General features: G+C 37.2%; 21 protein-coding genes. 8 read left to right on the forward strand and 13 right to left on the reverse strand.

Annotation, left to right across the window (positions count from 1 at the left end; all coding sequences use genetic code 11):
• Positions 1 to 5 precede the first annotated feature (5 nt).
• Entirely contained in the window at positions 6 to 794 is a 789-nt protein-coding gene (gene lgt, locus H4J70_RS11570; protein WP_070376208.1) for a prolipoprotein diacylglyceryl transferase, read from the reverse strand.
• A gap of 109 nt (positions 795 to 903) precedes the next feature.
• On the opposite strand from lgt, the gene H4J70_RS11575 reads away from it, so the two are divergent.
• The 4 genes from H4J70_RS11575 (at position 904) to H4J70_RS11590 (ending at position 3,358) form a co-directional block, all read left to right on the forward strand.
• Entirely contained in the window at positions 904 to 1,821 is a 918-nt protein-coding gene (locus H4J70_RS11575) for an aldo/keto reductase family oxidoreductase (protein ID WP_182251181.1), read from the forward strand.
• 160 nt (positions 1,822 to 1,981) lie between these two features.
• Positions 1,982 to 2,563, forward strand: coding sequence for a DUF2975 domain-containing protein (locus H4J70_RS11580; protein ID WP_182251182.1), 582 nt, complete (start codon positions 1,982 to 1,984; stop codon positions 2,561 to 2,563).
• Positions 2,563 to 2,772, forward strand: a complete 210-nt coding sequence (locus tag H4J70_RS11585) for a helix-turn-helix transcriptional regulator (RefSeq protein WP_070376211.1) — start codon at positions 2,563 to 2,565, stop codon at positions 2,770 to 2,772. Before H4J70_RS11580 ends, H4J70_RS11585 begins: the two co-directional genes overlap by 1 nt.
• Before the next feature lie 13 nt (positions 2,773 to 2,785).
• A complete protein-coding gene (locus tag H4J70_RS11590; protein ID WP_182251183.1) occupies positions 2,786 to 3,358 on the forward strand; it encodes an outer membrane beta-barrel protein in 573 nt (190 codons plus the stop codon).
• A gap of 26 nt (positions 3,359 to 3,384) precedes the next feature.
• Here the strand turns inward: H4J70_RS11590 and H4J70_RS11595 are convergent, their stop codons facing one another.
• Entirely contained in the window at positions 3,385 to 4,653 is a 1,269-nt protein-coding gene (locus tag H4J70_RS11595) for an MFS transporter (RefSeq protein ID WP_182251184.1), read from the reverse strand.
• A 141-nt stretch (positions 4,654 to 4,794) separates the two neighbouring features.
• Between H4J70_RS11595 and recR the strand changes: the two genes are divergently transcribed.
• Both recR and htpG read left to right on the forward strand, forming a co-directional pair.
• A complete protein-coding gene (recR, locus tag H4J70_RS11600; RefSeq protein WP_182251185.1) occupies positions 4,795 to 5,400 on the forward strand; it encodes a recombination mediator RecR in 606 nt (201 codons plus the stop codon).
• A gap of 178 nt (positions 5,401 to 5,578) precedes the next feature.
• Positions 5,579 to 7,540: a molecular chaperone HtpG gene (gene htpG / locus H4J70_RS11605; RefSeq protein WP_070376215.1), complete on the forward strand. Its 1,962-nt coding sequence runs from the start codon at positions 5,579 to 5,581 to the stop codon at positions 7,538 to 7,540.
• A gap of 65 nt (positions 7,541 to 7,605) precedes the next feature.
• On the opposite strand, the gene H4J70_RS11610 is transcribed toward htpG, so the two are convergent.
• Together H4J70_RS11610 and H4J70_RS11615 are read right to left on the reverse strand one after the other, a co-directional pair.
• Entirely contained in the window at positions 7,606 to 8,052 is a 447-nt protein-coding gene (locus H4J70_RS11610) for a DUF255 domain-containing protein (protein ID WP_182251186.1), read from the reverse strand.
• A 246-nt stretch (positions 8,053 to 8,298) separates the two neighbouring features.
• Entirely contained in the window at positions 8,299 to 10,932 is a 2,634-nt protein-coding gene (locus H4J70_RS11615; protein ID WP_182251187.1) for an ATP-binding protein, read from the reverse strand.
• A gap of 688 nt (positions 10,933 to 11,620) precedes the next feature.
• Here H4J70_RS11615 and adk point away from each other — a divergent pair.
• Both adk and H4J70_RS11625 read left to right on the forward strand, forming a co-directional pair.
• A complete protein-coding gene (gene adk / locus H4J70_RS11620; RefSeq protein ID WP_070376218.1) occupies positions 11,621 to 12,265 on the forward strand; it encodes an adenylate kinase in 645 nt (214 codons plus the stop codon).
• A gap of 214 nt (positions 12,266 to 12,479) precedes the next feature.
• Positions 12,480 to 12,881 carry an MAPEG family protein gene (locus H4J70_RS11625; RefSeq protein ID WP_182217508.1) on the forward strand — a complete coding sequence of 134 codons (402 nt, stop codon included), beginning with the start codon at positions 12,480 to 12,482 and terminating at the stop codon, positions 12,879 to 12,881.
• Between the two features lie 110 nt (positions 12,882 to 12,991).
• Here the strand turns inward: H4J70_RS11625 and H4J70_RS11630 are convergent, their stop codons facing one another.
• The 9 genes from H4J70_RS11630 to hisC all read right to left on the reverse strand — a co-directional run bounded on the left by H4J70_RS11630 (position 12,992) and on the right by hisC (position 20,175).
• Positions 12,992 to 13,453, reverse strand: a complete 462-nt coding sequence (locus H4J70_RS11630) for a GNAT family N-acetyltransferase (RefSeq protein WP_182244569.1) — start codon at positions 13,451 to 13,453, stop codon at positions 12,992 to 12,994.
• A 244-nt stretch (positions 13,454 to 13,697) separates the two neighbouring features.
• Complete coding sequence (locus H4J70_RS11635; RefSeq protein WP_182222471.1) at positions 13,698 to 13,994, reverse strand: hypothetical protein; 297 nt, start codon at positions 13,992 to 13,994, stop codon at positions 13,698 to 13,700.
• A gap of 147 nt (positions 13,995 to 14,141) precedes the next feature.
• Positions 14,142 to 15,026 (reverse strand): hypothetical protein, encoded by an 885-nt coding sequence (locus tag H4J70_RS11640; protein ID WP_182251188.1) that lies wholly within the window; start codon positions 15,024 to 15,026, stop codon positions 14,142 to 14,144.
• Between the two features lie 149 nt (positions 15,027 to 15,175).
• Positions 15,176 to 15,796, reverse strand: coding sequence for a bifunctional phosphoribosyl-AMP cyclohydrolase/phosphoribosyl-ATP diphosphatase HisIE (gene hisIE / locus H4J70_RS11645; protein ID WP_182217514.1), 621 nt, complete (start codon positions 15,794 to 15,796; stop codon positions 15,176 to 15,178).
• Positions 15,790 to 16,566 carry an imidazole glycerol phosphate synthase subunit HisF gene (gene hisF, locus H4J70_RS11650; protein ID WP_182217515.1) on the reverse strand — a complete coding sequence of 259 codons (777 nt, stop codon included), beginning with the start codon at positions 16,564 to 16,566 and terminating at the stop codon, positions 15,790 to 15,792. Before hisF ends, hisIE begins: the two co-directional genes overlap by 7 nt.
• A 61-nt stretch (positions 16,567 to 16,627) precedes the next feature.
• Positions 16,628 to 17,365 (reverse strand): 1-(5-phosphoribosyl)-5-[(5-phosphoribosylamino)methylideneamino]imidazole-4-carboxamide isomerase, encoded by a 738-nt coding sequence (hisA, locus tag H4J70_RS11655; protein ID WP_182204062.1) that lies wholly within the window; start codon positions 17,363 to 17,365, stop codon positions 16,628 to 16,630.
• Positions 17,362 to 17,985 (reverse strand): imidazole glycerol phosphate synthase subunit HisH, encoded by a 624-nt coding sequence (hisH, locus tag H4J70_RS11660; protein WP_231907369.1) that lies wholly within the window; start codon positions 17,983 to 17,985, stop codon positions 17,362 to 17,364. Before hisH ends, hisA begins: the two co-directional genes overlap by 4 nt.
• Positions 17,985 to 19,067, reverse strand: a complete 1,083-nt coding sequence (gene hisB, locus H4J70_RS11665; RefSeq protein ID WP_182251189.1) for a bifunctional histidinol-phosphatase/imidazoleglycerol-phosphate dehydratase HisB — start codon at positions 19,065 to 19,067, stop codon at positions 17,985 to 17,987. Before hisB ends, hisH begins: the two co-directional genes overlap by 1 nt.
• Position 19,068: 1 nt before the next feature.
• Positions 19,069 to 20,175 carry a histidinol-phosphate transaminase gene (gene hisC / locus H4J70_RS11670; protein ID WP_182222473.1) on the reverse strand — a complete coding sequence of 369 codons (1,107 nt, stop codon included), beginning with the start codon at positions 20,173 to 20,175 and terminating at the stop codon, positions 19,069 to 19,071.
• Position 20,176: the final 1 nt, after the last annotated feature.

Consider the following 20,176-nt stretch of genomic DNA (forward strand, 5'->3'; position numbering starts at 1 on the left):
TCAGCTTATTTTAGTTTGTTCTTGGCAGATAACGACCATATTAATAAAACGATACCAGCGATAAAAAATGGAATACTCAGCATTTGCCCGGTATTTAACGCCCAAATCGACTCATAAGCAGCTTGTTTAACTTTTACTGACTCAATTAAAAATCGAGCGGTGAAGGTTAATATTAAAAATAAGCCTAATAATGAACCCTTTGGCGTTTTATCTTTTGATTTTTTATAGATAAAGAAGAGAATAATAAAAATCAGTAAATACGCAATCGCTTCATAAAGTTGCGCAGGGTGGCGAGGTATATTATCAATACGCGCGAAAATAATAGCCCAAGGCGCATCACTGGCAACGCCTAATATTTCAGAGTTAACAAAGTTAGCTGAACGAACAAATACACCAAAGAGTGCGGTACAAATAGCTAATCGGTCGAGCAGCCATAAATAGTTTTCTTGATACTTTCTTGCGTATATACCTAATGCAATAATAAGTCCTAAACCGCCGCCATGGCTAGCAAGACCACCTTCCCAAATGGCCAGTATCTTTAAAGGATTAGCAAAGTAATATTGAGGATCGTAAAAGAAACAATGGCCTAAGCGAGCACCAATAATTATACCAAATACAGAATACATCAGTAAGTTGTCCAGAGCCTCTAGGTTTTTGTGCTCTGTTTGATACACCCATTTCATCACCTGTAAACCCGATATGATAGCGGCAGCAAATAGCGCGCCATACCAATGAACGCTTAAAGGACCTATAGAAAGTAAAACTGGATCAATATCCCAAATAAAATGTTGCAATGAAAAAAACCTTATTTATACGTATGCAGTGATTGAGTTGTTGATGAACAACAACCATAAAGTCGCTATTATGTCAGTCAATTAGCGATAAAACGAGAGCAAAGTTGTAATGAAAAATTATAGTTTAGGTAAGAGCGAACTCCAGTCATCACGATTAATCTATGGTTGTATGCGAATTGCAGGTGATCAATCAGTTAATGATATCGATAAAGGCAAACGTGCGGTGCAGAGCGCGATTGATGCAGGCTACAATCATTTTGATCATGCTGATATTTATGGTGGAGGGGCAAGTGAACAATTATTTGGTGAATTGTTAAAACAATTACCGCACTTGCGAGAAAAGATGATCCTTACCTCCAAAGCAAGTATTCGTCCAAAAAACAATGAAAATACTTATGCGCCAACACGCTATGATTTTAGCAAAGCATATATTTTATCGAGTGTAGAAGGTTCTTTAAAGCGTTTGCATACCGAGCAACTCGATCTTTTCTTATTACATCGCCCTGATTATTTATTTGATATTAATGAAGTCGCCGAAACCTTTAAACAACTCAAAGACAGCGGTAAAGTTGCGCATTTTGGCGTAAGTAACTTTAAACCCTCACAAGTAGCGATGTTACAAAGTGCATTAGATTTACCATTATTGGTGAATCAGATAGAAATTAATATTCATAATGTTGATGCGTTAAATGACGGCACTTTGGATCAATGTCAACAAGATAAACTATCGCCAATTGCCTGGTGCCCGTTAGGTGGTGTTGCCTACTCTGCATGGGGGAATACCTTTTCAGTTGAAGATGAACAACGTATCGCCGAGGAGTTAACTTCGCAAGCACAAGTGTATAACTGTCAACCTTGGCAAATTATTCTTGCTTGGTTACTAAAACACCCCGCGAAGATATTTCCTATTATTGGTTCGACCACACCAGAACGAATTATTGCTGCAAAAGTAGCACTAGAACTCAATTATAGCCGTGAAGATTGGTATCGATTATTTGAAACGAGAAATGGTCAAGCTGTTCCCTAGCGAGGAAGATGAATCGATATTGAATCGTTTTTCTCGCTAACTAAAGTCAGCGGGTAATTATATAATAGTATTTATTTATCGTTTATCGATAAAAATAGATTGATAAGCATGTTTTTTCTGCTACATTAGGCTTATTGAATAAATTTAGGTTATAAGTTTTATGTTAGCGCATCATAGGATCAACAAAGTAAGTAAAATAGTTAGGGCACTCGTTGCGCTATTTGTTGTTATGCAAGTTTTCAGCTTTACGTTTTTATTACTCTTTGGGGTTAATAATGAAGGCACCTTTGAGCTAACTGACAATTTTTCATTTATTTCTTCAGCGGCCAATATCGACTTTTCAGGTAGTTGGGAAAATTTAGCGTTAGCCTTAACCGATGAAGGTTTTAACGCTTTGCTTATACTAGGCAGTGCAGATTTGTTGCCAAGCCTTTTAATTTATTGGTCTTTGTTTAAGTTATTTGGTTTATATCAGCAGGGTTTAGTATTCACTGTCGCCAATATTCAATGCATTAAAAATATTGGTACTGTGCTATTAGCTTGGATTGCCTTAAAGCTTCTTTATCCGATAGTGGTGACCTTAGTATTACGATTTTCAGGAGCTTCTGATACGTTATCGTTATACATAAGCTTAGGCTCTGATGAGTTAAGATTTTTATTAATTGGTTTAGTGATATACGTGATAGCTTGGATAATGAGCGAAGCGACTAGCTTGCATCAAGAGCAGGAGTTAGTTATCTAGTGGCTATGATTATAGAACTGGACGTTATGCTAGCAAAACGTAAAATGAAATTAAACGATCTTGCTTTGTCAGTAGGCATAACGCCACAAAACTTATCTGTACTTAAAAGTGGTCGAGCAAAAGCGATACGGTTTTCAACGCTTGAAGCCATTTGCCAAACACTAGATTGTCAGCCAGGCGATATTTTACTTTATGAAAAAGATCAATAAACAAGGAATGAAGATGAACAAATCTATAGCGATAATGATTACCTGTGGAGCCTTAGTGAGTCACCTAGTAAGCTTTTCGGCAATAGCAACTGATGAGGAATCGTATGCTTTTGTTGGTTTTGGTCTAAGCCATTATGATAATTTAGCTAACTTAGCCTTAAGTGAGACTCAAATTGATCTTGTTCCTGAAGTTTATCTTGGTGTAGGTAAGCGTTATCAATTGAATGACGACTGGCAGCTAGCGACAGAGGTTTCAATTCATTATGCCAAAGCACATTTTAGTGGCTTAGCTGAAAATGTTGACGCCAATCAGTTATCTAAAGAACGGCAAGTTTCTTCGGGTAATTATCAATCACTGGGATTATGGGCAACTTCTCGTTTTAACTATGTTAGCTTAAGTGATAATGTCTCACCATTTATTGAACTAGCCCTTGGCGCGGTGCAAACGAACCAGAGTGCACTTTTTGGTGAAGAAAAAAATCAGCAAATTGCTTATAAAGCAATTGCTGGTCTAGAGTTTGAGGTAGCTGAAAAAATGACTTTTTCTATTGGCGTTGGTCTTTCAGACAACGATGACCACCTGTAAATAAGTTGATGCTATTATTGGTATCGCTAAGATTGAGCTGCCTTGTTGGTGGCTTTTTTTCTGTCTTTAATATAGTAAAACCAAGTTACTGCAAAGAGTATGGCAATAAAGGGCATACTCGTAAGAACTACTGTATGCCAACCCGCTTTAAATAAAACCCAACCAGCGAGTAACGATGCAGTTGCTTGTAAACCAAAAATAATAAAGTCATTAATTGCTTGTACTTTGTGTCGTTCACTCGGCTTATAACTTTGCGGCAGTAAGGTTGTACCGGTCAAAAATAAAAAATTCCAACCTATGCCTAATAAAATCAGTGCCCACCAATAGTGCATAACCTGCTCGCCAGAAAGCGCCACAACAGCGACTAACGCATAAATCACTGTGCCAATTAACATTAAGTTTTTCAAGCCGATTCTTTTTACTAACCAAGCGGTAAAAAGTGAAGGGATAAACATCGCGGCAATATGGCTTTGAATTACCCATTTTGTCTCGTGTAAGCTATGACCGCTCATCTGGTGCATGCTCAAGGGGGTTGCTGTCATTAAGTAACTCATTAAGGCAAAACCAATGGCCGCTGATAATATTGCAATAATGAAAATAGGTTGTTTGATAATTTCACTCAATGGGCGAGTGTCGCCCACTTGTTGATGAGATTCAATCTGGGTGTTTTTAAAATTCAGCATAATAATCATCGCACAAACGATTAATCCGGCTAACACTAAAAATGAGCCAGCATATCCATAGGGAGATGCTAACCAATCTTTCGCGACTACGGCTATTTCAGGGCCTAGAAAAGCGGAAAAAATGCCACTTAGCATTAAAATCGACAACACGGTTGGAATATCTTTATCGTCCTTTATACTCTCAATTGCTGCAAAACGTAATTGCTGGATAAATGAGGTACTAATACCAAAGAGTAAACCGGCAAAGACAAAGAGTTCAAAGTTAGCAATAAGTGCAGAGACCATTGCCGTTAAGGTCGCAACTAAACCAACACTATAACCGGTAAAAATCGCAAAGCGGCGACCTTTATTTTTTGCCAACATAGCCGCAGGAATAGCACCACAGGCTACCCCTAAAATCATCACGGTAACGGGTAGGGTCGCTAAAGAAGGATCACTTGCCATACGGGTCGACAATATACCGCCAATAAAAACAATCACCGGTGATGCTGCCATAACAAGGGGTTGTGCAATAAAAAGCAGCCAAATGTTTTTAGGTAAAGTGAAATATCGTGATAAGAAAAAAGCGCTGACAATGAGTAAGGCTAAGGTAATAAAAATATTGGATAACATAGCGATTCGTTTTGATAATTATTCTTGGACTATCATAGCGTATTATTTTTAGTGACGAGAGAATAATTTATCTTGGTTTTTATGCTTCAACTGATAAACTGCCTGCGTTGAAAATTAGCTAAACATTGTTTTAAGGTTGTTATGAAATTTAGTCCACTGGTTCAAGAATTAATCAATTCACTTAAATGTTTACCGGGTGTTGGCGCTAAATCGGCGCAGCGTATGGCGTTTCATTTACTTGAACGTAATCGTATTGGCGGCGCGAAGCTTGCGGGTACATTAAAAGTGGCGATGGAAAATATTGGTCATTGTTCACAATGCCGAAATTTTACTGAAGATGATACCTGTGAAATTTGCCAAAGTGCTAAGCGGCTTATAAACCAGCAGCTCTGTATTGTTGAAAGTCCAGGTGATGTTATTGCTATAGAACAAACCGGGGAGTTTCAAGGACGTTATTTTATTTTAATGGGGCACTTATCGCCGCTAGATGGTATTGGACCGGATGATCTTGGCTTAGATATATTAGAGAAACAGCTGGCGACAGGTCAGTTTAAGGAAATTATTTTAGCAACCAATCCAACGGTTGAAGGAGAAGCTACCGCACATTTTATTGCCGAACTGGCTAAAAAATATCAAGTGGTTATTTCTCGAATTGCCCATGGTGTGCCTGTTGGTGGTGAACTTGAATATGTTGACGGTAACACCTTATCTCATGCTTTATCAGGACGTAAGAGCTATTCATTCTAATCTTGAGTAAATTTATGCTTTGAACACATATTCAAAGCATATTTTTAAATTTATTTTACCTAAGAAACATCACATTCCCTTGAAATAATTTCTCTTAGCCCCACATGTTATCTATCAACGTGAGCATCATATTTGCATGTTCTCTTTTAAACACCGATAAATGTAGGATATATTTCAAATGTCAGAAACAGGCCAAAAAGAAAATCATCAGTTTGCAACTGATAACGCTAAATTACTTAAATTAATGATCCATTCACTTTACTCAAACAAAGAAATCTTCTTACGTGAGTTAGTGTCAAATGCGGCCGATGCTGCTGACAAACTTCGCTTTAACGCACTATCAAATGCTGATCTATACGAAGGTGATGGTGATTTACGCGTACGTGTTAGTTGCGATAAAGAAAATAATACGCTTACCATTTCTGATAATGGTATTGGTATGACGCATGATCAAATTATTGATCATTTAGGTACTATCGCTAAATCAGGTACGGCTGAGTTTTTCTCGCAACTTTCTGGCGATCAAGCTTCAGACTCACAACTTATTGGTCAATTTGGTGTTGGTTTTTATTCAGCATTTATCGTTGCAGACTCAGTAACTGTGCGTTCTCGCGCTGCTGGTGTTGATGCATCCGAAGGTGTTGAATGGACAAGTGCTGGCGAAGGTGAATTCACCACAGCTAAAATTTCAAAGACTAATCGTGGTACCGATATTATTCTTCACTTAAAAGAAGAAGAGCAAGAATACGCTGACGATTGGCGTTTAAAATCAATAGTCACTAAGTACTCAGATCATATTTCTGTTTCTGTTGAAATGCTAACACCAGCAGTTCCTGGTGTTGAAGCCGTTGCTGAAGTTAAAGATGACGAAGACAATGTTACTGTTCCAGCTGCTGAAGCCGTTGCTGAAGTACCTGCCAAATGGGAACCTGTCAATAAAGCCACTGCATTGTGGACTCGTGAAAAATCAGAAGTTTCTGATGACGAATATAAAGAATTCTACAAGCATGTATCACATGACTTTGGCGACCCACTTGTCTGGGAGCACAATAAAGTAGAAGGTAAAACTGAATATACATCATTACTTTATATTCCAAGCAAAGCGCCATTTGACATGCATAACCGTGAAAAACAACATGGTTTAAAGCTATTTGTTCAACGCGTATTTATAATGGACGACGCTGAACAGTTTATGCCTACGTATTTACGTTTTGTAAAAGGTTTATTAGATTCAAATGATTTACCATTAAACGTTTCTCGTGAAATTTTACAAGATAACAAAATTACCCAAGCGATCCGTAAAGGCTGTACTAAACGCGTACTTAAAATGCTTGAAAAACTAGGTAAAAAAGACAAAGAGCAATACCAGTCATTTTGGAACGAGTTTGGTCAAGTATTGAAAGAAGGCCCAGCAGAAGATCAAGGTAATAAAGAGCAAGTTGCAAACTTATTACGCTTTGCCTCAACAGAGCATGATACTGCGGTTCAAAGTGTTTCAATTCCTGAATACGTAGAACGTATGAAAGAAGGACAAGAAAAGATTTACTATGTTGTTGCAGACAGCTTTGAAGCGGCTAAAAACAGCCCACATTTAGAAGTTTTCCGTAAAAAGGGCATTGAAGTATTATTAATGTCTGACCGTATCGATGAATGGTTAGTGAGCCACTTAACAGAAGTTGATGGCAAGCAATTACAATCGGTCACGCGTGGTGGTTTAGACCTAGGTGATATGGAAGATGAAGAGTCAAAACAAGCACAAGAAAAACTTGAGCAAGAGTTCGATTCTGTTGTTACCCGTATTAAAACATCATTAGCTGGTAAAGTGAAAGATGTTAAATTGTCGCAACGTTTAACTGATTCTCCAGCTTGTATCGTTGCCGATGAGCACGACATGAGCAGCCAAATGATGAAGCTTATGCAATCAGTTGGACAAGAAGTACCTGACGCATTACCTATCTTCGAAATCAATGCAGAGCATGAGTTAGTAAAACATGTTGCTAATGAAACTGATGATGAAAAATTCAATCAGTGGACGCAAGTATTGTTTGAACAGGCGATGTTAGCTGAGCGTGGTAGCTTAAAAGACCCAGCAAGTTTTGTTGCACGTTTAAACAAATTAATGTTGAGCCTTACTAAGTAAGCTTTTAATATTTCTTAGTGTACAGATTAAAAAAAAGGAGCTTCGGCTCCTTTTTTATATCTAATTCAGTCTATTTTATTTGTGGCTTTATTTAACAGTGTTTGTAGTTGCTCAACACTTTTATAACCATGACTCAAGGAATATTGGTCACCGCGAACGATCATCACCGCTGGAAATCCTCTAAAAGTAAGCTGCTCACCTTTGTTATCTTTAAGATCGTCAAAAACAAAACTTGAAAGCATAAAGTTGATAGTTTCTCTAACAGGAATAAACTGCTCATTCAATATTTTAGCTAGAGCGGGATCTGTAAAAACATCTTTTTCCATTGCTGCACAGGTTGTACAAAAGCGCATTTTAGCAAAGACAAAAATTGGTTGTGTTGAGTCCATTGCACGCGCGTCTTGATAACTATGCCATTCAACTTGAGTGGTATATAAAGTTGATGAAATACCCGCATAGAGGCTAGGTATTAAAATAATGGCGGCAATTATTGCTATAAAAAATTTATTCATGGGCTTTTCGATAATATAATTGAACAAGTACCCACTAGACCCACTATCTAAGTATATGCTTTCATTTGAGTTCATTAATTTAAAGCTGAACGTTAATACTCAACGCAATATCAAGATGAACGCTAGCAGAGCCTGTTATTTTGACCTATAACAATTATCTTATCTCACCATAAAATTGGCATTATCGTATCGGTTATTTGCAGCCTAAAGGCATTAAAAGTTAACTAAGCATGTAGTAACCATAAGTTACTTCTCTCTATAGGTAATGGCGTTAATTTTTAAAGAACCGTTATCAATATCACTGGCTTTATTGGCCTGGGCACTTGTTAAAAACTTTTGCAAGAGTGTATAAATTTCCTGAACGTCAATGGGCTTGCCTAAACAATCATCAAATCCTGCTTGTCGGTACTTTTTAATATCGTGGGCCATAACATTCGCCGTTAAGGCAATAATTGGGATATTTGGATTGCTTTTTTTTATCGCCTTACACGCTTCAACGCCATCCATATTTGGCATTTGAATATCCATAAAAATTAAATCAGGTATTAGTTTGCCGATTTCTGCTATTGCCTCTATGCCATCATTTGCAATACGAATGTTTGCTTTAGTCGGGCGTATAACAGCATTAAATACTTTTTGATTTATTTTGTTGTCTTCTGCCAATAGAATATCGAATCCCTGTGCCTGTGGGGCTTGCGTTTTTTTCAATGCTAACTTGCTATGACTTTTCAACGTAGTTTTCTTTAATGGCAATACCACACTAAAAATAGAGCCAACATTTTCTTCACTAATGACGTTAATGTCACCCCCCATCAAGTTTGTTAATTGCTTGGCAATAGACAGACCTAGACCCGTACCACCATAATTTCTTGTTGTGGAAGTATCTGCTTGTTCATAACGGATAAAAAGTTTTTTAATTTGAGCGGGTGATAATCCAATTCCCGTGTCTTTGACTTCGAAAACCACTTTCTCATCTTTCTCCATAAGCGTTATGCTAACTTCACCTTTAGGGGGAAATTTAAGCGCATTAGAAATTAAATTTACAATAATTTGTCTTAACCTTATCGGGTCCGTTAACCAGTAAGTACAAAGATCTTCTTCTATAGTAAAAATTAAGGTAATACCTTGTTGCTCTGCTAAAAAAGACAGTTCTAAAATAATAGATTTGAACAGTTCACCAATGTTGGTTGGCAGCGATTCTAAGCTAATATTGTTTGATTGGATTTTAGATAAATCTAAAATATCATTAATAAAAATATCATTAATAATTGTAATAAGATTTTTAGAGGAAATAATGCCGATATCAACTAATTCTTTTGATGAGTCAGATAGAACTTCTTGTTTTAATACTTGTAATGAGCCTAAAACACCATTCATTGGTGTGCGGATCTCGTGACTCATGTTTGATAAAAATTCGCTTTTAGCTTGATTCGCCTTTTCAGCTTTCATCGTTGCTTTTTCCGCATCTATCTTAGCTTCTATTGCCAATGATTTTGCCTCACGCAAACCGACCTCAGCTTTAACTCTTGTTTCTACTTCATGTTTTAGTTTTAAATACATTTTGTATTGAAAGATAACTAAGATAAAAATAATAAATAATACCGTCGCCAATGTGATACTGGCTTGTTCAGACTTCAATAACAGTTGCTCGACAACTATTCTGCTTTTTTGTTCTTCATCAATGACTTTCTTGAGGGTATTTCTAACATCAATAATATTATTTTGCTGGTTGGTTTTTATTGTTAAGTATTTTTTCCACCAAAATTTATCTTGCAAAGCTTTTGGCTTGCTATAATCCTTACTGTTAAAGGCGAGTATTGATTCAATTTCTATAAATTCATCAGGGGTAGCTAAGTCGGGTTGAGCATCAAAGTAGTGCTTTGCTACATCGAAATAATACCGTGACATTTGCTCGTTTTGTTCAGTTGCATAATAAAATGACAAGACAGTATTTAACCAAGCCTGCCAAAATTCATCATCAGTGGTAACTGATTTGATATAGCTTATTGTTTCAGTAGGAACATTTTCTTTAAGCCGGGCTTTATTATCTAAGTAGGCTAATAAAAGTAGCACTTTACTGCTTTCATCTGTTTCTTCTTTGGCGAGTTTTAGTAACTCATTAGCCACACGATTGGCAATAATAATTTCGTTAACACCGGTTAAATGCCATTGTAAATTGTATAGAAAAGACGCTTTATTAATAACGTAATTATGTTTGTTTGATGAGCGTAATAACCGCAGAGTTAAATTAACATATTCATTTGCATCTTTAGAAATAGCAGAGAGTGCCCAAAGCATGGCAAATTCTTCGAAAGAATAATTTGATTGTCCGATTATTTTTTGCAGGCTATTACGCAGTATCTGATTTTCTAAAATAGGAAAATCTTCTCTAATAGCTGTCATGGCTAAGGCTATATCATAATGAATTTTTGCGCGCTTGCTTATTAATGTTGGGTAAAGTGTACTTAATTTTTTATGTGCGACGTCGGATGAGTCTTGTAAGTTTACTTCTCCAACGATTAAATAAATAGCGGCAATATTTTTCGCACTTTTATTTTTAATCTGCACGGCTAAAATACTGAGACGTTGACTACAAATTTTTACCTCACTGTATTGATCGGCAAACATGCTATAAACACAAGATTGAATCAATAAGTTTATTTTTTGGTTATCGTCATCAATAGTGGCCAGGCGAGGAAATAGTTTTTCTTGAAAATAGTCTGTTGAATATTGTTGTTGGTTTAACAAACTTATTATTTCATCAACATCTTCACCCACTATGTCTTGTGCAAGAACAGAAGTTATCGTTAATAAATTCGCGACAAGGCAAAATATAATAATAAAAAAAGAGTTTCTACAACATCTATGCATCTGATTCATTGCTGCTTTCCATAAGGCTGATCGCGGAACTACTTATTATTACCACATAAATTTATATAGTTAATACTGTAAACAAGCAATAGGGGTAACCACCTAGAAGCGGTTATTAAAAGTATGCTTAACGCTTTATTTTATATATAAAATATATTGAGTGTGAATAAATTAATTTTTTACACTCAACCACAATGACTCATCAGTAGGTGACAACGCAAGCCTTACCTTTACTGATCCTAATAAAGATAAGGCACTGAGTGCTTAATTGTTTTTTTGGCTGCTCTAAGCTACATGATTAACGTATTGCGTATCTATGGAAATCTCACAGTAGAAAAGGGTCATTTAAATTTACTTATTACCCAAGTGCTTGGAGATTATATTTTTATCGCAAGTTTTTTCTTTATAGTAAGTAAGACTCATTAGTCCTTATTTGCTTGTCTCTTTGTTGATTATAATTTTGGGTATTATCTTTAAATGCCTTATATCACCACGATAACCCCATAGACTTTAGTATAAAAAATAGCTTTTTAGTGCCTTTTTTGATGATAGAGCGGTAATGCTACTTGTCTGACTACAATTGAACTTGTATAGTGTTGCACAATCGAAAAAATACTCATTTGGCTGTTATATTCGAGACGTTTTGACACCAGTACAACAGCCTAATTAGTATATTAAACATATAAGGCAATATTTTATGCGCATTATTTTATTAGGTGCTCCGGGCGCTGGCAAAGGCACTCAAGCACAATTCCTAATGGCTAAATTTGGTATTCCACAAATTTCTACGGGTGACATGTTACGTGCTGCTATTAAAGCAGGTACTGACCTGGGTAATAAAGCTAAAGCAGTGATGGATGCTGGACAATTAGTTTCTGATGATCTGATTATTGGTTTAGTCAAAGAACGTATTGCACAAGATGATTGTAAAGCAGGTTTTTTGCTTGATGGTTTTCCTCGTACAATTCCACAAGCAGATGCGATGAAAGATAACGGCGTTTCAGTTGACAGTGTCGTTGAATTTGATGTTCCTGATGAAGTCATTGTTGATCGCATGAGTGGTCGTCGTGTTCATGCCGGTTCTGGTCGTGTTTATCATTTAGTTTATAATCCGCCTAAAGTTGAAGGTAAAGATGACGATACCGGTGAAGACTTGTCTATTCGTCCTGATGATGAAGAAGCCACAGTCCGCAAACGCCTGGGCATTTACCATGAGCAAACTAAACCATTAGTGGCTTACTATCAAGATGAAGCAAAAGCGGGTGCATGTTCGTATTTAACGATTGACGGCACTAAGCCTGTAGAAGAAGTCAGTGCTTTACTTGCTAACGAATTAAATTAATTCGGTTGATTTTATAAGCCCTTTATTAACAAGTAGCTAATAACGAGCTTATAAATACCTAACAAAAAATTCGCTTCGGCGAATTTTTTTGTTTTTATTGGCTGTGAAAAATAGACAGGGTAATTTTTCTTAAAATAATAGCCTTTTAGGCTATCAAAATTAATTTTAAAACGTAAACTATATTCCCTCATCTATAAATATAAGAAGAAATTTCATGGTAGTAAGTTTATCGATAACAGGCCTCTACACGAGTTTGTTGGCGCTTTTATTTGTTGGTTTAGCCATCAATATTATTCGCCTACGTTTACAGTTTAAAGCCGGTATTGGTGACGGTGGTCATCAACCCCTTGCCAAAGCAATTCGTGTACATGGTAACTTTGCTGAGTATATTCCTATGGCGTTAATAATGTTGGGTATTTATGAGGTTAACGGGGCGAGCCCGATAGTACTGCACGCCTTAGGTGCGATATTATTTATTGGCCGTATTCTGCACGCCGTAGGACTTTCAAAAACTACTGGGGTTTCTAAGCAGCGTCAAATAGGTATGTTATCACTATTCCTTGTTATGCTTATTCTAGCCGTTGAAAATATCCGCTTATTTATTACTGCAGTTTAGCGAGTACTACACTCTTTTGAACTAATACATAACATAACTCAAATAAGCATGCATACTGCAATGCTTATTTGAGCGCTACGCTTGTAATAACGGTTTAAACACCTGCTTATTTATTGAACAACTTTTAACATAGCGATGTGCGGAATATCATCTTCAAGATACATAGCAGAAACACGTTCAAAACCGTGATTGCCATAAAAGCTTTCAAGGTGCTCTTGGGCTGATATTTTAATTTGTTGATCTGGAAAATATTGCTGACAAACGGTTAACGCCTCAGCCATTAACTGGTGACCTAAACCTGTCCCTCTCGCATGACTGGCAACAATAACTCTGCCAATAGCAATATAGTCGCGGTAACTTTGGCCTTTTGCTAAAATACGCAAGTAACCAGCAATCTTACCCTCTAGGTAACAAAAGAGGTGAACCGTATCCTCGTGCCGGTCAATATCATCAATATCAGCATAAAAACAAGTTTGCTCAACCACAAAAACATCAATACGAAGCTTTAATATTTCATACAGTTCATCGATATTGAGCGCTTTAAAATGCTTCACTTGCCAAGCTACTTTCATTAAACCTTACCTATTGTGATTATCAGGAAACAGTTTATTTTTTCATGATTTATCTACTAGGTAAAGTTAATAACACCCATTTTATTAATTAGCAGGGTTACTTTATTAGCAAAGCCAATGCTCAAGATAAGCTTACTGGCTTTAATAGTGAGATATTATAAATATTAAATATCTAACGCATTAATAGCTAGTTTCATCAGTAGACGTCCTCAGATAATGAGTCATATTGGTATAATACCTAGATTTAGTGGTGAAGTACCTGTAAGTAGCCATGATAACTTTTACTGATTAAATAATTTGAAATTTCTTGTCGATATTCATTAACATCTATGTGAGGGAACTCGATATACATCGTTTCTTTTAAAGAAATCTCATCAAGAAAGAGTATGTAACCTAAAGGTAAGTAGGTGGGGGAGAAGTTATTTTTAAAAATTGTTATGCGAATTTCAGCTGCGGTATAGTATTCTTTGCACCCAAAATCACGTTCTAGTGTTGGCAATAATTTTGTGCCATAACTTTTTATTGACCAGTATTTAAACATTGCTATTCCTTAGCTGTTTTTAACATCCATTTTCTGCTGGAAAAATATACGCTCTTCTCTGTAAATGTCAATGAAAATAATGAATTACTGAATTTTTTATGATGTTTAATAAGGGCTGTAGGACATAATATGCAGATAGTACAAAGATTAGTTTAGGTTTAATATTTTGACTTTATCAGGGCTTACAAAAAAACCGGCTTGTGTAAAAGCTTGTACAATTCTATGCTGACTTCGTAATTTCTTTAACCCGATATTAATGGCTTTAAATGCGATTTTTCCGTGAGGGTGTTTTGTACTAATAACAAAGTGGCGACTGTCTTTGAGCTCTATAGCAACACCTTTTACCGGCACTAAATGAATTTTATCCATTGTAAAGGATTGATCGGGTGTCGAATTAAAAGGCATTAATAAGAAGTCTATCCAACCTAGGTTTACCATGCGAGCTTGGCTTAGCCACTCATCTTCGTGGATCAGCTCTTTTAAATACAATAACTTTAACGTTTGCCAGTCAGTACGCCATTTTGGCGTAGAAACGGCAGTAAATTTTTGCAGGTCATCGAGTTCTGTTATAGCTAAAACAGCATTATTACTTGGGCTGGTGTATATACCTGCAATGTATTCGCCTTGTCGGATAACTGCATCAGAAGTATAAACACTGTCATTAAGTGCTTTGGCATCAGCAAGCCAATAAGAGTCAAAACTAATGAGTAAGCGTCCTGATGCCAACATCTTAGTATTTCTAAAGTTAATTTTACCTGTTGCATATTTGAAGCTGTGTTCAAAACCACCTATTTTTAAAGCTTGCTGGGCGATAATCATATCGACAACATCGCGGCGGATATTTTTTCCTGAAAAATTTTTAATTGTATGCACATCCTGACCATTTAAGAAGGTCATATAATCTTGGTAAACATCATCACGAATGAAGATTAAGATATCTTCTGCTTTTGTAAGGGGACTAAATAATGAACTCTGTATAAAGAGCAAGGGTATAAGAACAGTGATTAATTTTGTAAATATTTTTAATATCATGAGTGTTAAATAACTCTATGTCGGGGCGTATAAAAATCTTTTTCTAAATTATTTATCCTTAGACGTAAAATTGAGTATAGCCGCTTAATTAAAGAAAGATAGCTGTTGATAAAGTGTCTTATAAACAACTATCTTAAAGTTAACTCAGCTTACTTGTTATGTCGTTTTTGTAGTACCGCCATCACCTCAGATACTTCAATGTTTTTATCTTGAAGTAAGACGAGTGTGTGGTAAAACAAATCAGCACATTCACCGAGTAAGTCTTCTTTGGTTTCAGCAACCGCAGCAAGTGCAACCTCAACGCCTTCTTCGCCAACTTTCTGTGCTATTTTAGTGGTGCCTCGCGAAAATAAGTGCGCAGTATAACTGCTTTCAGGATCGCAACCTTTTCGACTAGCAATCACTTGCTCTAATTCGCTAAGGAAGTTTTGCTGAGTTAATTTTTGTTCTGGAAAGCATGACTCAGTTCCTAAATGACAGCTTGGTCCAATAGGTCGACAAGCAATTAACAAACTATCGTTATCACAATCGGTTAGAACCTGGCTAACATTGAGAAAGTTTCCTGATGTCTCACCTTTCACCCAAAGTGCTTGTTTTGAACGACTAAAAAAAGTCGCTTTACCCGTTGTTAATGTTGCTTTGAGGGATGCTTCATTCATATAACCTTGCATTAAAACGGCACCCGTATCTTGATGCTGAATAATTGCAGGTATTAAGCTTTCCATTTTAGCCCAAGCTAATTCATTGATGTTCTCTAGGGTAACTAGCATAATCTTATCTCTATATTTTGATTCTTCAATGTTTGTTTTAATTGGTTTATTTCAATGATACCTTTATGGAAAACACTTGCAGCAAGTGCGCCATCTACATCGGCTTGTTTGAAAACGTCAGCGAAATGCGATATTTCACCCGCACCGCCTGATGCTATTAAAGGAACATTACACACCGCACGTGCTTTTTGTAATTGCGCAATATCATATCCTTGGCGAACACCATCTTGATTCATACAATTTAAAACGATTTCACCTGCACCACGTTGCTGAACTTCTTTGATCCAATCAAAGGTTGTCCACTTGGTTTGTTGGGTACGACTTTCATCTCCAGTAAATTGATAAACTTGATACAACCCCGTTTCTTTATCATAAAAACTGTCAATGCCGACAACAATACATTGCTGACCAAAAACGTCAGCCAAACGAGAAATCAAATTAGGGTCACGCAAAGCAGGGGAGTTAACTGATATTTTATCCGCGCCCATCATTAAGATTTCTTTTGCGTCTTGCTCTGTTTTTATACCACCAGCAACACAAAAAGGAATATCGATGACTTCAGCAATACGGCTAACCCAGCTTTTATCAACCACTCTATTATCTGAGCTGGCGGTAATATCATAAAAAACTAATTCATCAGCACCTGCGGCTGCGTATTTTTGGGCGAGTGGTACAATATCACCAATAATTTCATGGTTTCTAAATTGGACTCCTTTAACAACTTTGCCATCACGTACATCGAGACAAGGTATAATTCTTTTTGCTAACATAAAACTTCAACCTTTGTACTTTGCTTAGACAATAAAAAACTCACGGTTTCAAGCCCATAACTTAAGCGTTTGGCCAGCATGCAATCGCCTCCTCAAGTGTGAATTTACCTTCAAGTAACGAACGACCTAAAATAACACCGCTGACACCAGTTGGAATTAAAGCCTTAATATCGTCAAGGCTGCCAATACCCCCTGAAGCTTGCCATTGGATGTCAGGATATTTTGCACAAACCTCGCGATACAAGTCTACATTGGTGCCTGTTAACGTACCGTCTTTACTGATATCAGTACAAAGTACGTGTTTGATGCCAGCGTTTTGGTATTGAGCAAGTAGGTCTTCTAAATTAACGCCACTGTCCTCAATCCAACCGTGTGTAGGGAGTGTTTTATTGCCAGCAGCATCAATTTTAATATCTAGTGCTAAGACAATTTTTTCACATCCATAGGTTTTTAACCACTGAGTCACAAGTTCAGGTTGTTTAATCGCTAAACTCCCAATGACTACACGGTCTGCACCTAATGCCAGTAGCTGTTTAACATCGTCTTCACAACGAATTCCACCACCTACTTGAATCGTCATCGTTGGATGTTTGACTACGGTCTTTAAGGTTTCAAGTTGACGCTTTGTTGAGTCTTTAGCACCGTCTAAATCAACGAAGTGCATTACGGTTGCCCCTGACTTAGCATAGGCTTGTTGGCGCTCTTGCACTGTGTATTGGTAATTAGTTTTTTGGCTGTAATCACCTTGAAATAATCGTACAACTTGGCCATCGATTAAATCAATTGCTGGGATCATCATAGGGCTAACTCCAAAAAATTCTTAATGATTTTACTACCTAATTTACTTGAACGCTCGGGATGGAACTGGCAGCCAATGAAGTTATCTTTGGCAATCACCGCGGAGAAGCTAGAGCCATATTGACAAGTTGCTAAGGTGTATTCACTTATTGGCGCGGCAAAGCTATGAACAAAGTAAAAGTAGTCACCTATATTTATGCCTTTAAATACCGGGTGATCGCCAACAGATGTTAATGTGTTCCAGCCCATATGCGGTAATCTATTATTTTCAGCATTGAGCGGTATAATATCGGTATGAATAATACCTAAACAGTCAACTTTTTTGCCATCGCTACTTTCTACTGACGAGTCACACATTAACTGCATACCTAAACAAAAGCCCAACACGGGTTGAGTTAAGTTTTGCAAGGTTTCAACCAGTCCTTTCGCGCGAATGTTTGCCATAGCATGTTTTGCTGTGCCAACACCTGGCAGTATCACTTTGTCGGCATTTTTAATAAGAGTAATATCGTCAGTGATGGTCACTTGAAAGCCTAAACGTTCTACAGCAAACTTAACCGAAGAAAGATTGGCACAACCAGTATCAACAATAACGTTCATCATTGCTTTTTCAACAGACATCACAGGGTACCTTTTGTGCTAGGTAGCACATCACCACTTACCGTAATGGCTTGACGTAATGCTCGACCAAACACTTTAAATAAACTCTCTACTTGGTGATGGCAATTACCTTCGGTTGTTGAAAGGTGCAGGGTAATAGCCATAGAGTCAGCAAGTGAACGGAAAAAGTGTGAAACCATTTGCGTCGACATATTGCCTACTCGGTTATCAGTAAAATCAGCATCAAATTCAAGCCACGGACGACCCGATAAATCGATAGAACATTCAGCCCGACATTCATCCATCGGCAGAACAAAGCCAAAACGACCGATACCACGTTTGTCGCCCAATGCTTTTCTTAGTGCTTGACCAAGTGCCAGAGCGGTATCTTCAACGCTGTGGTGCTCATCAATGTGGTAATCACCATCGACACTGACCTCCAATGAAAAACCACCATGGGCAGCAATTTGCTCAAGCATGTGATCGAAGAAGCCTAATCCGGTGTTAATTTTTACCGTACCGACTTTATCTAAATTAACCGCAACGTTAATATTGGTTTCTTTAGTGGTACGAACAACTTTAGCTTCACGTTCTTGTTGGTTCAATAATTGTGCTGAAATTGCCAACCAATTTAAGCTTTCTTTGTTATATTTTATACCGCGAATACCCATGTTAGCAGCAAGTTGTATATCGGTTTCACGGTCGCCAATCACAAAAGAGTTTTCGAAGTTTACTTTTCCTTGCTGTAAGTAATCACTTACTAAGCCAAGTTTAGGCTTACGACAACTGCAATTCTCATTGTCAAAATGCGGACAAAGTAATACATCGTCAAATATAACGCCTTGTGAGGAAAAAATATCCATCATCTTGTTATGAGGTAAATCAAAGTCAGCTTGTGGATAACTAGTCGTTCCTAAGCCATCTTGGTTTGACACCATAACTAAGCGGAAACCCTTTTTTTGCAGTGCTAATAACACTGGAATAACGTCAGGCTCAAAAACCAATTTTTCAAGTGTATCTACTTGCTTATCAGAAACAGGTTCTTCAATTAAAGTGCCATCTCTGTCGATAAATAGTATGTTTTGTTTTTTTGTATTGAGCATTTTATATCTCTTTTACTGCATTAATAATCGTTTGTTTTAGGAGCGATAATTCACGTTCGCTACCTATGCTAATACGTAAACAATCGGCTAATTGTTGTTGCGCAGATTGGTCGCGAATTAAAATACCTTGTTGTTTTAGGCAATCGAAAATAAAGTTTTTAGTGTCAGTATCTACGGCGCGAAATAAAATAAAGTTTGCATCACTGTTAAAAACTTTAGCACACCAGTCTTGGTCTTTCAGCCAATCAAATAATTGGCGACGTAAAATCACCGTTTCTTGAACACGGATACTTACTTGTTCAAGCGCTAATTTTGCTAATGCTTTACTGGCAATGTCTGCTACTGGTGCAGAGATAGGGTAAGGGGCGATGACCTTACTCAGCATAGTGATAATATCAGCATTAGCTAAAGTAAAGCCACAGCGTAAACCCGCTAAGGCAAATGCTTTTGATAACGTTCTAAGAATCACTAATTGCGGGTAATCTTTTAACCAGCTTGCGGTACTATTTTCAGGACTAAATTCAATATAAGCTTCATCAACAACCACAATTGCGCTATCACCAAACATCTCAAGTACGGTTCGAATTGAATCAGTGGTTAATACATTACCCGTTGGGTTACCTGGTGAGCATAAAAAAACAACTTTAACTTTACCCACTTGAGCTTTTATAGCCTCAATATTAAGTTGGTTATCAACTAGCGGTACGCGCATTATATTTGCGCCGTGATTCTCTGCGCTAATGGCATACATACCATATGTTGGTGGACAAATTAAAATACTGTCTTGATAGGCTTTACAAAAGGTACGTATGATAAGTTCAATACCTTCATCAGCACCGCGTGTAGCAAGAATATTAGCAGGGGACAATCCGGCATATTCACTATAAGCATTGATTAAGTTGTCAGGTTGAAAATCAGGGTAGCGGTTAATGCAATTGCTATCTATAGCATATATCCCTGGACCTGATGCTTCATTGGCATTAAGCCAAATTTTATTACTATTCGCAGACGATGTGTCACTTCCACTTGCATAAAGTCGCCTTGCTGATTGGTATGGCACCATATCAACAAGTTCCTCACGGGCAAGTTTATCAGCTATTGTTGACATG

Origin of the sequence: Colwellia sp. BRX8-9 (assembly GCF_014077245.1) — a bacterium.
Lineage (GTDB): Bacteria > Pseudomonadota > Gammaproteobacteria > Enterobacterales > Alteromonadaceae > Colwellia_A.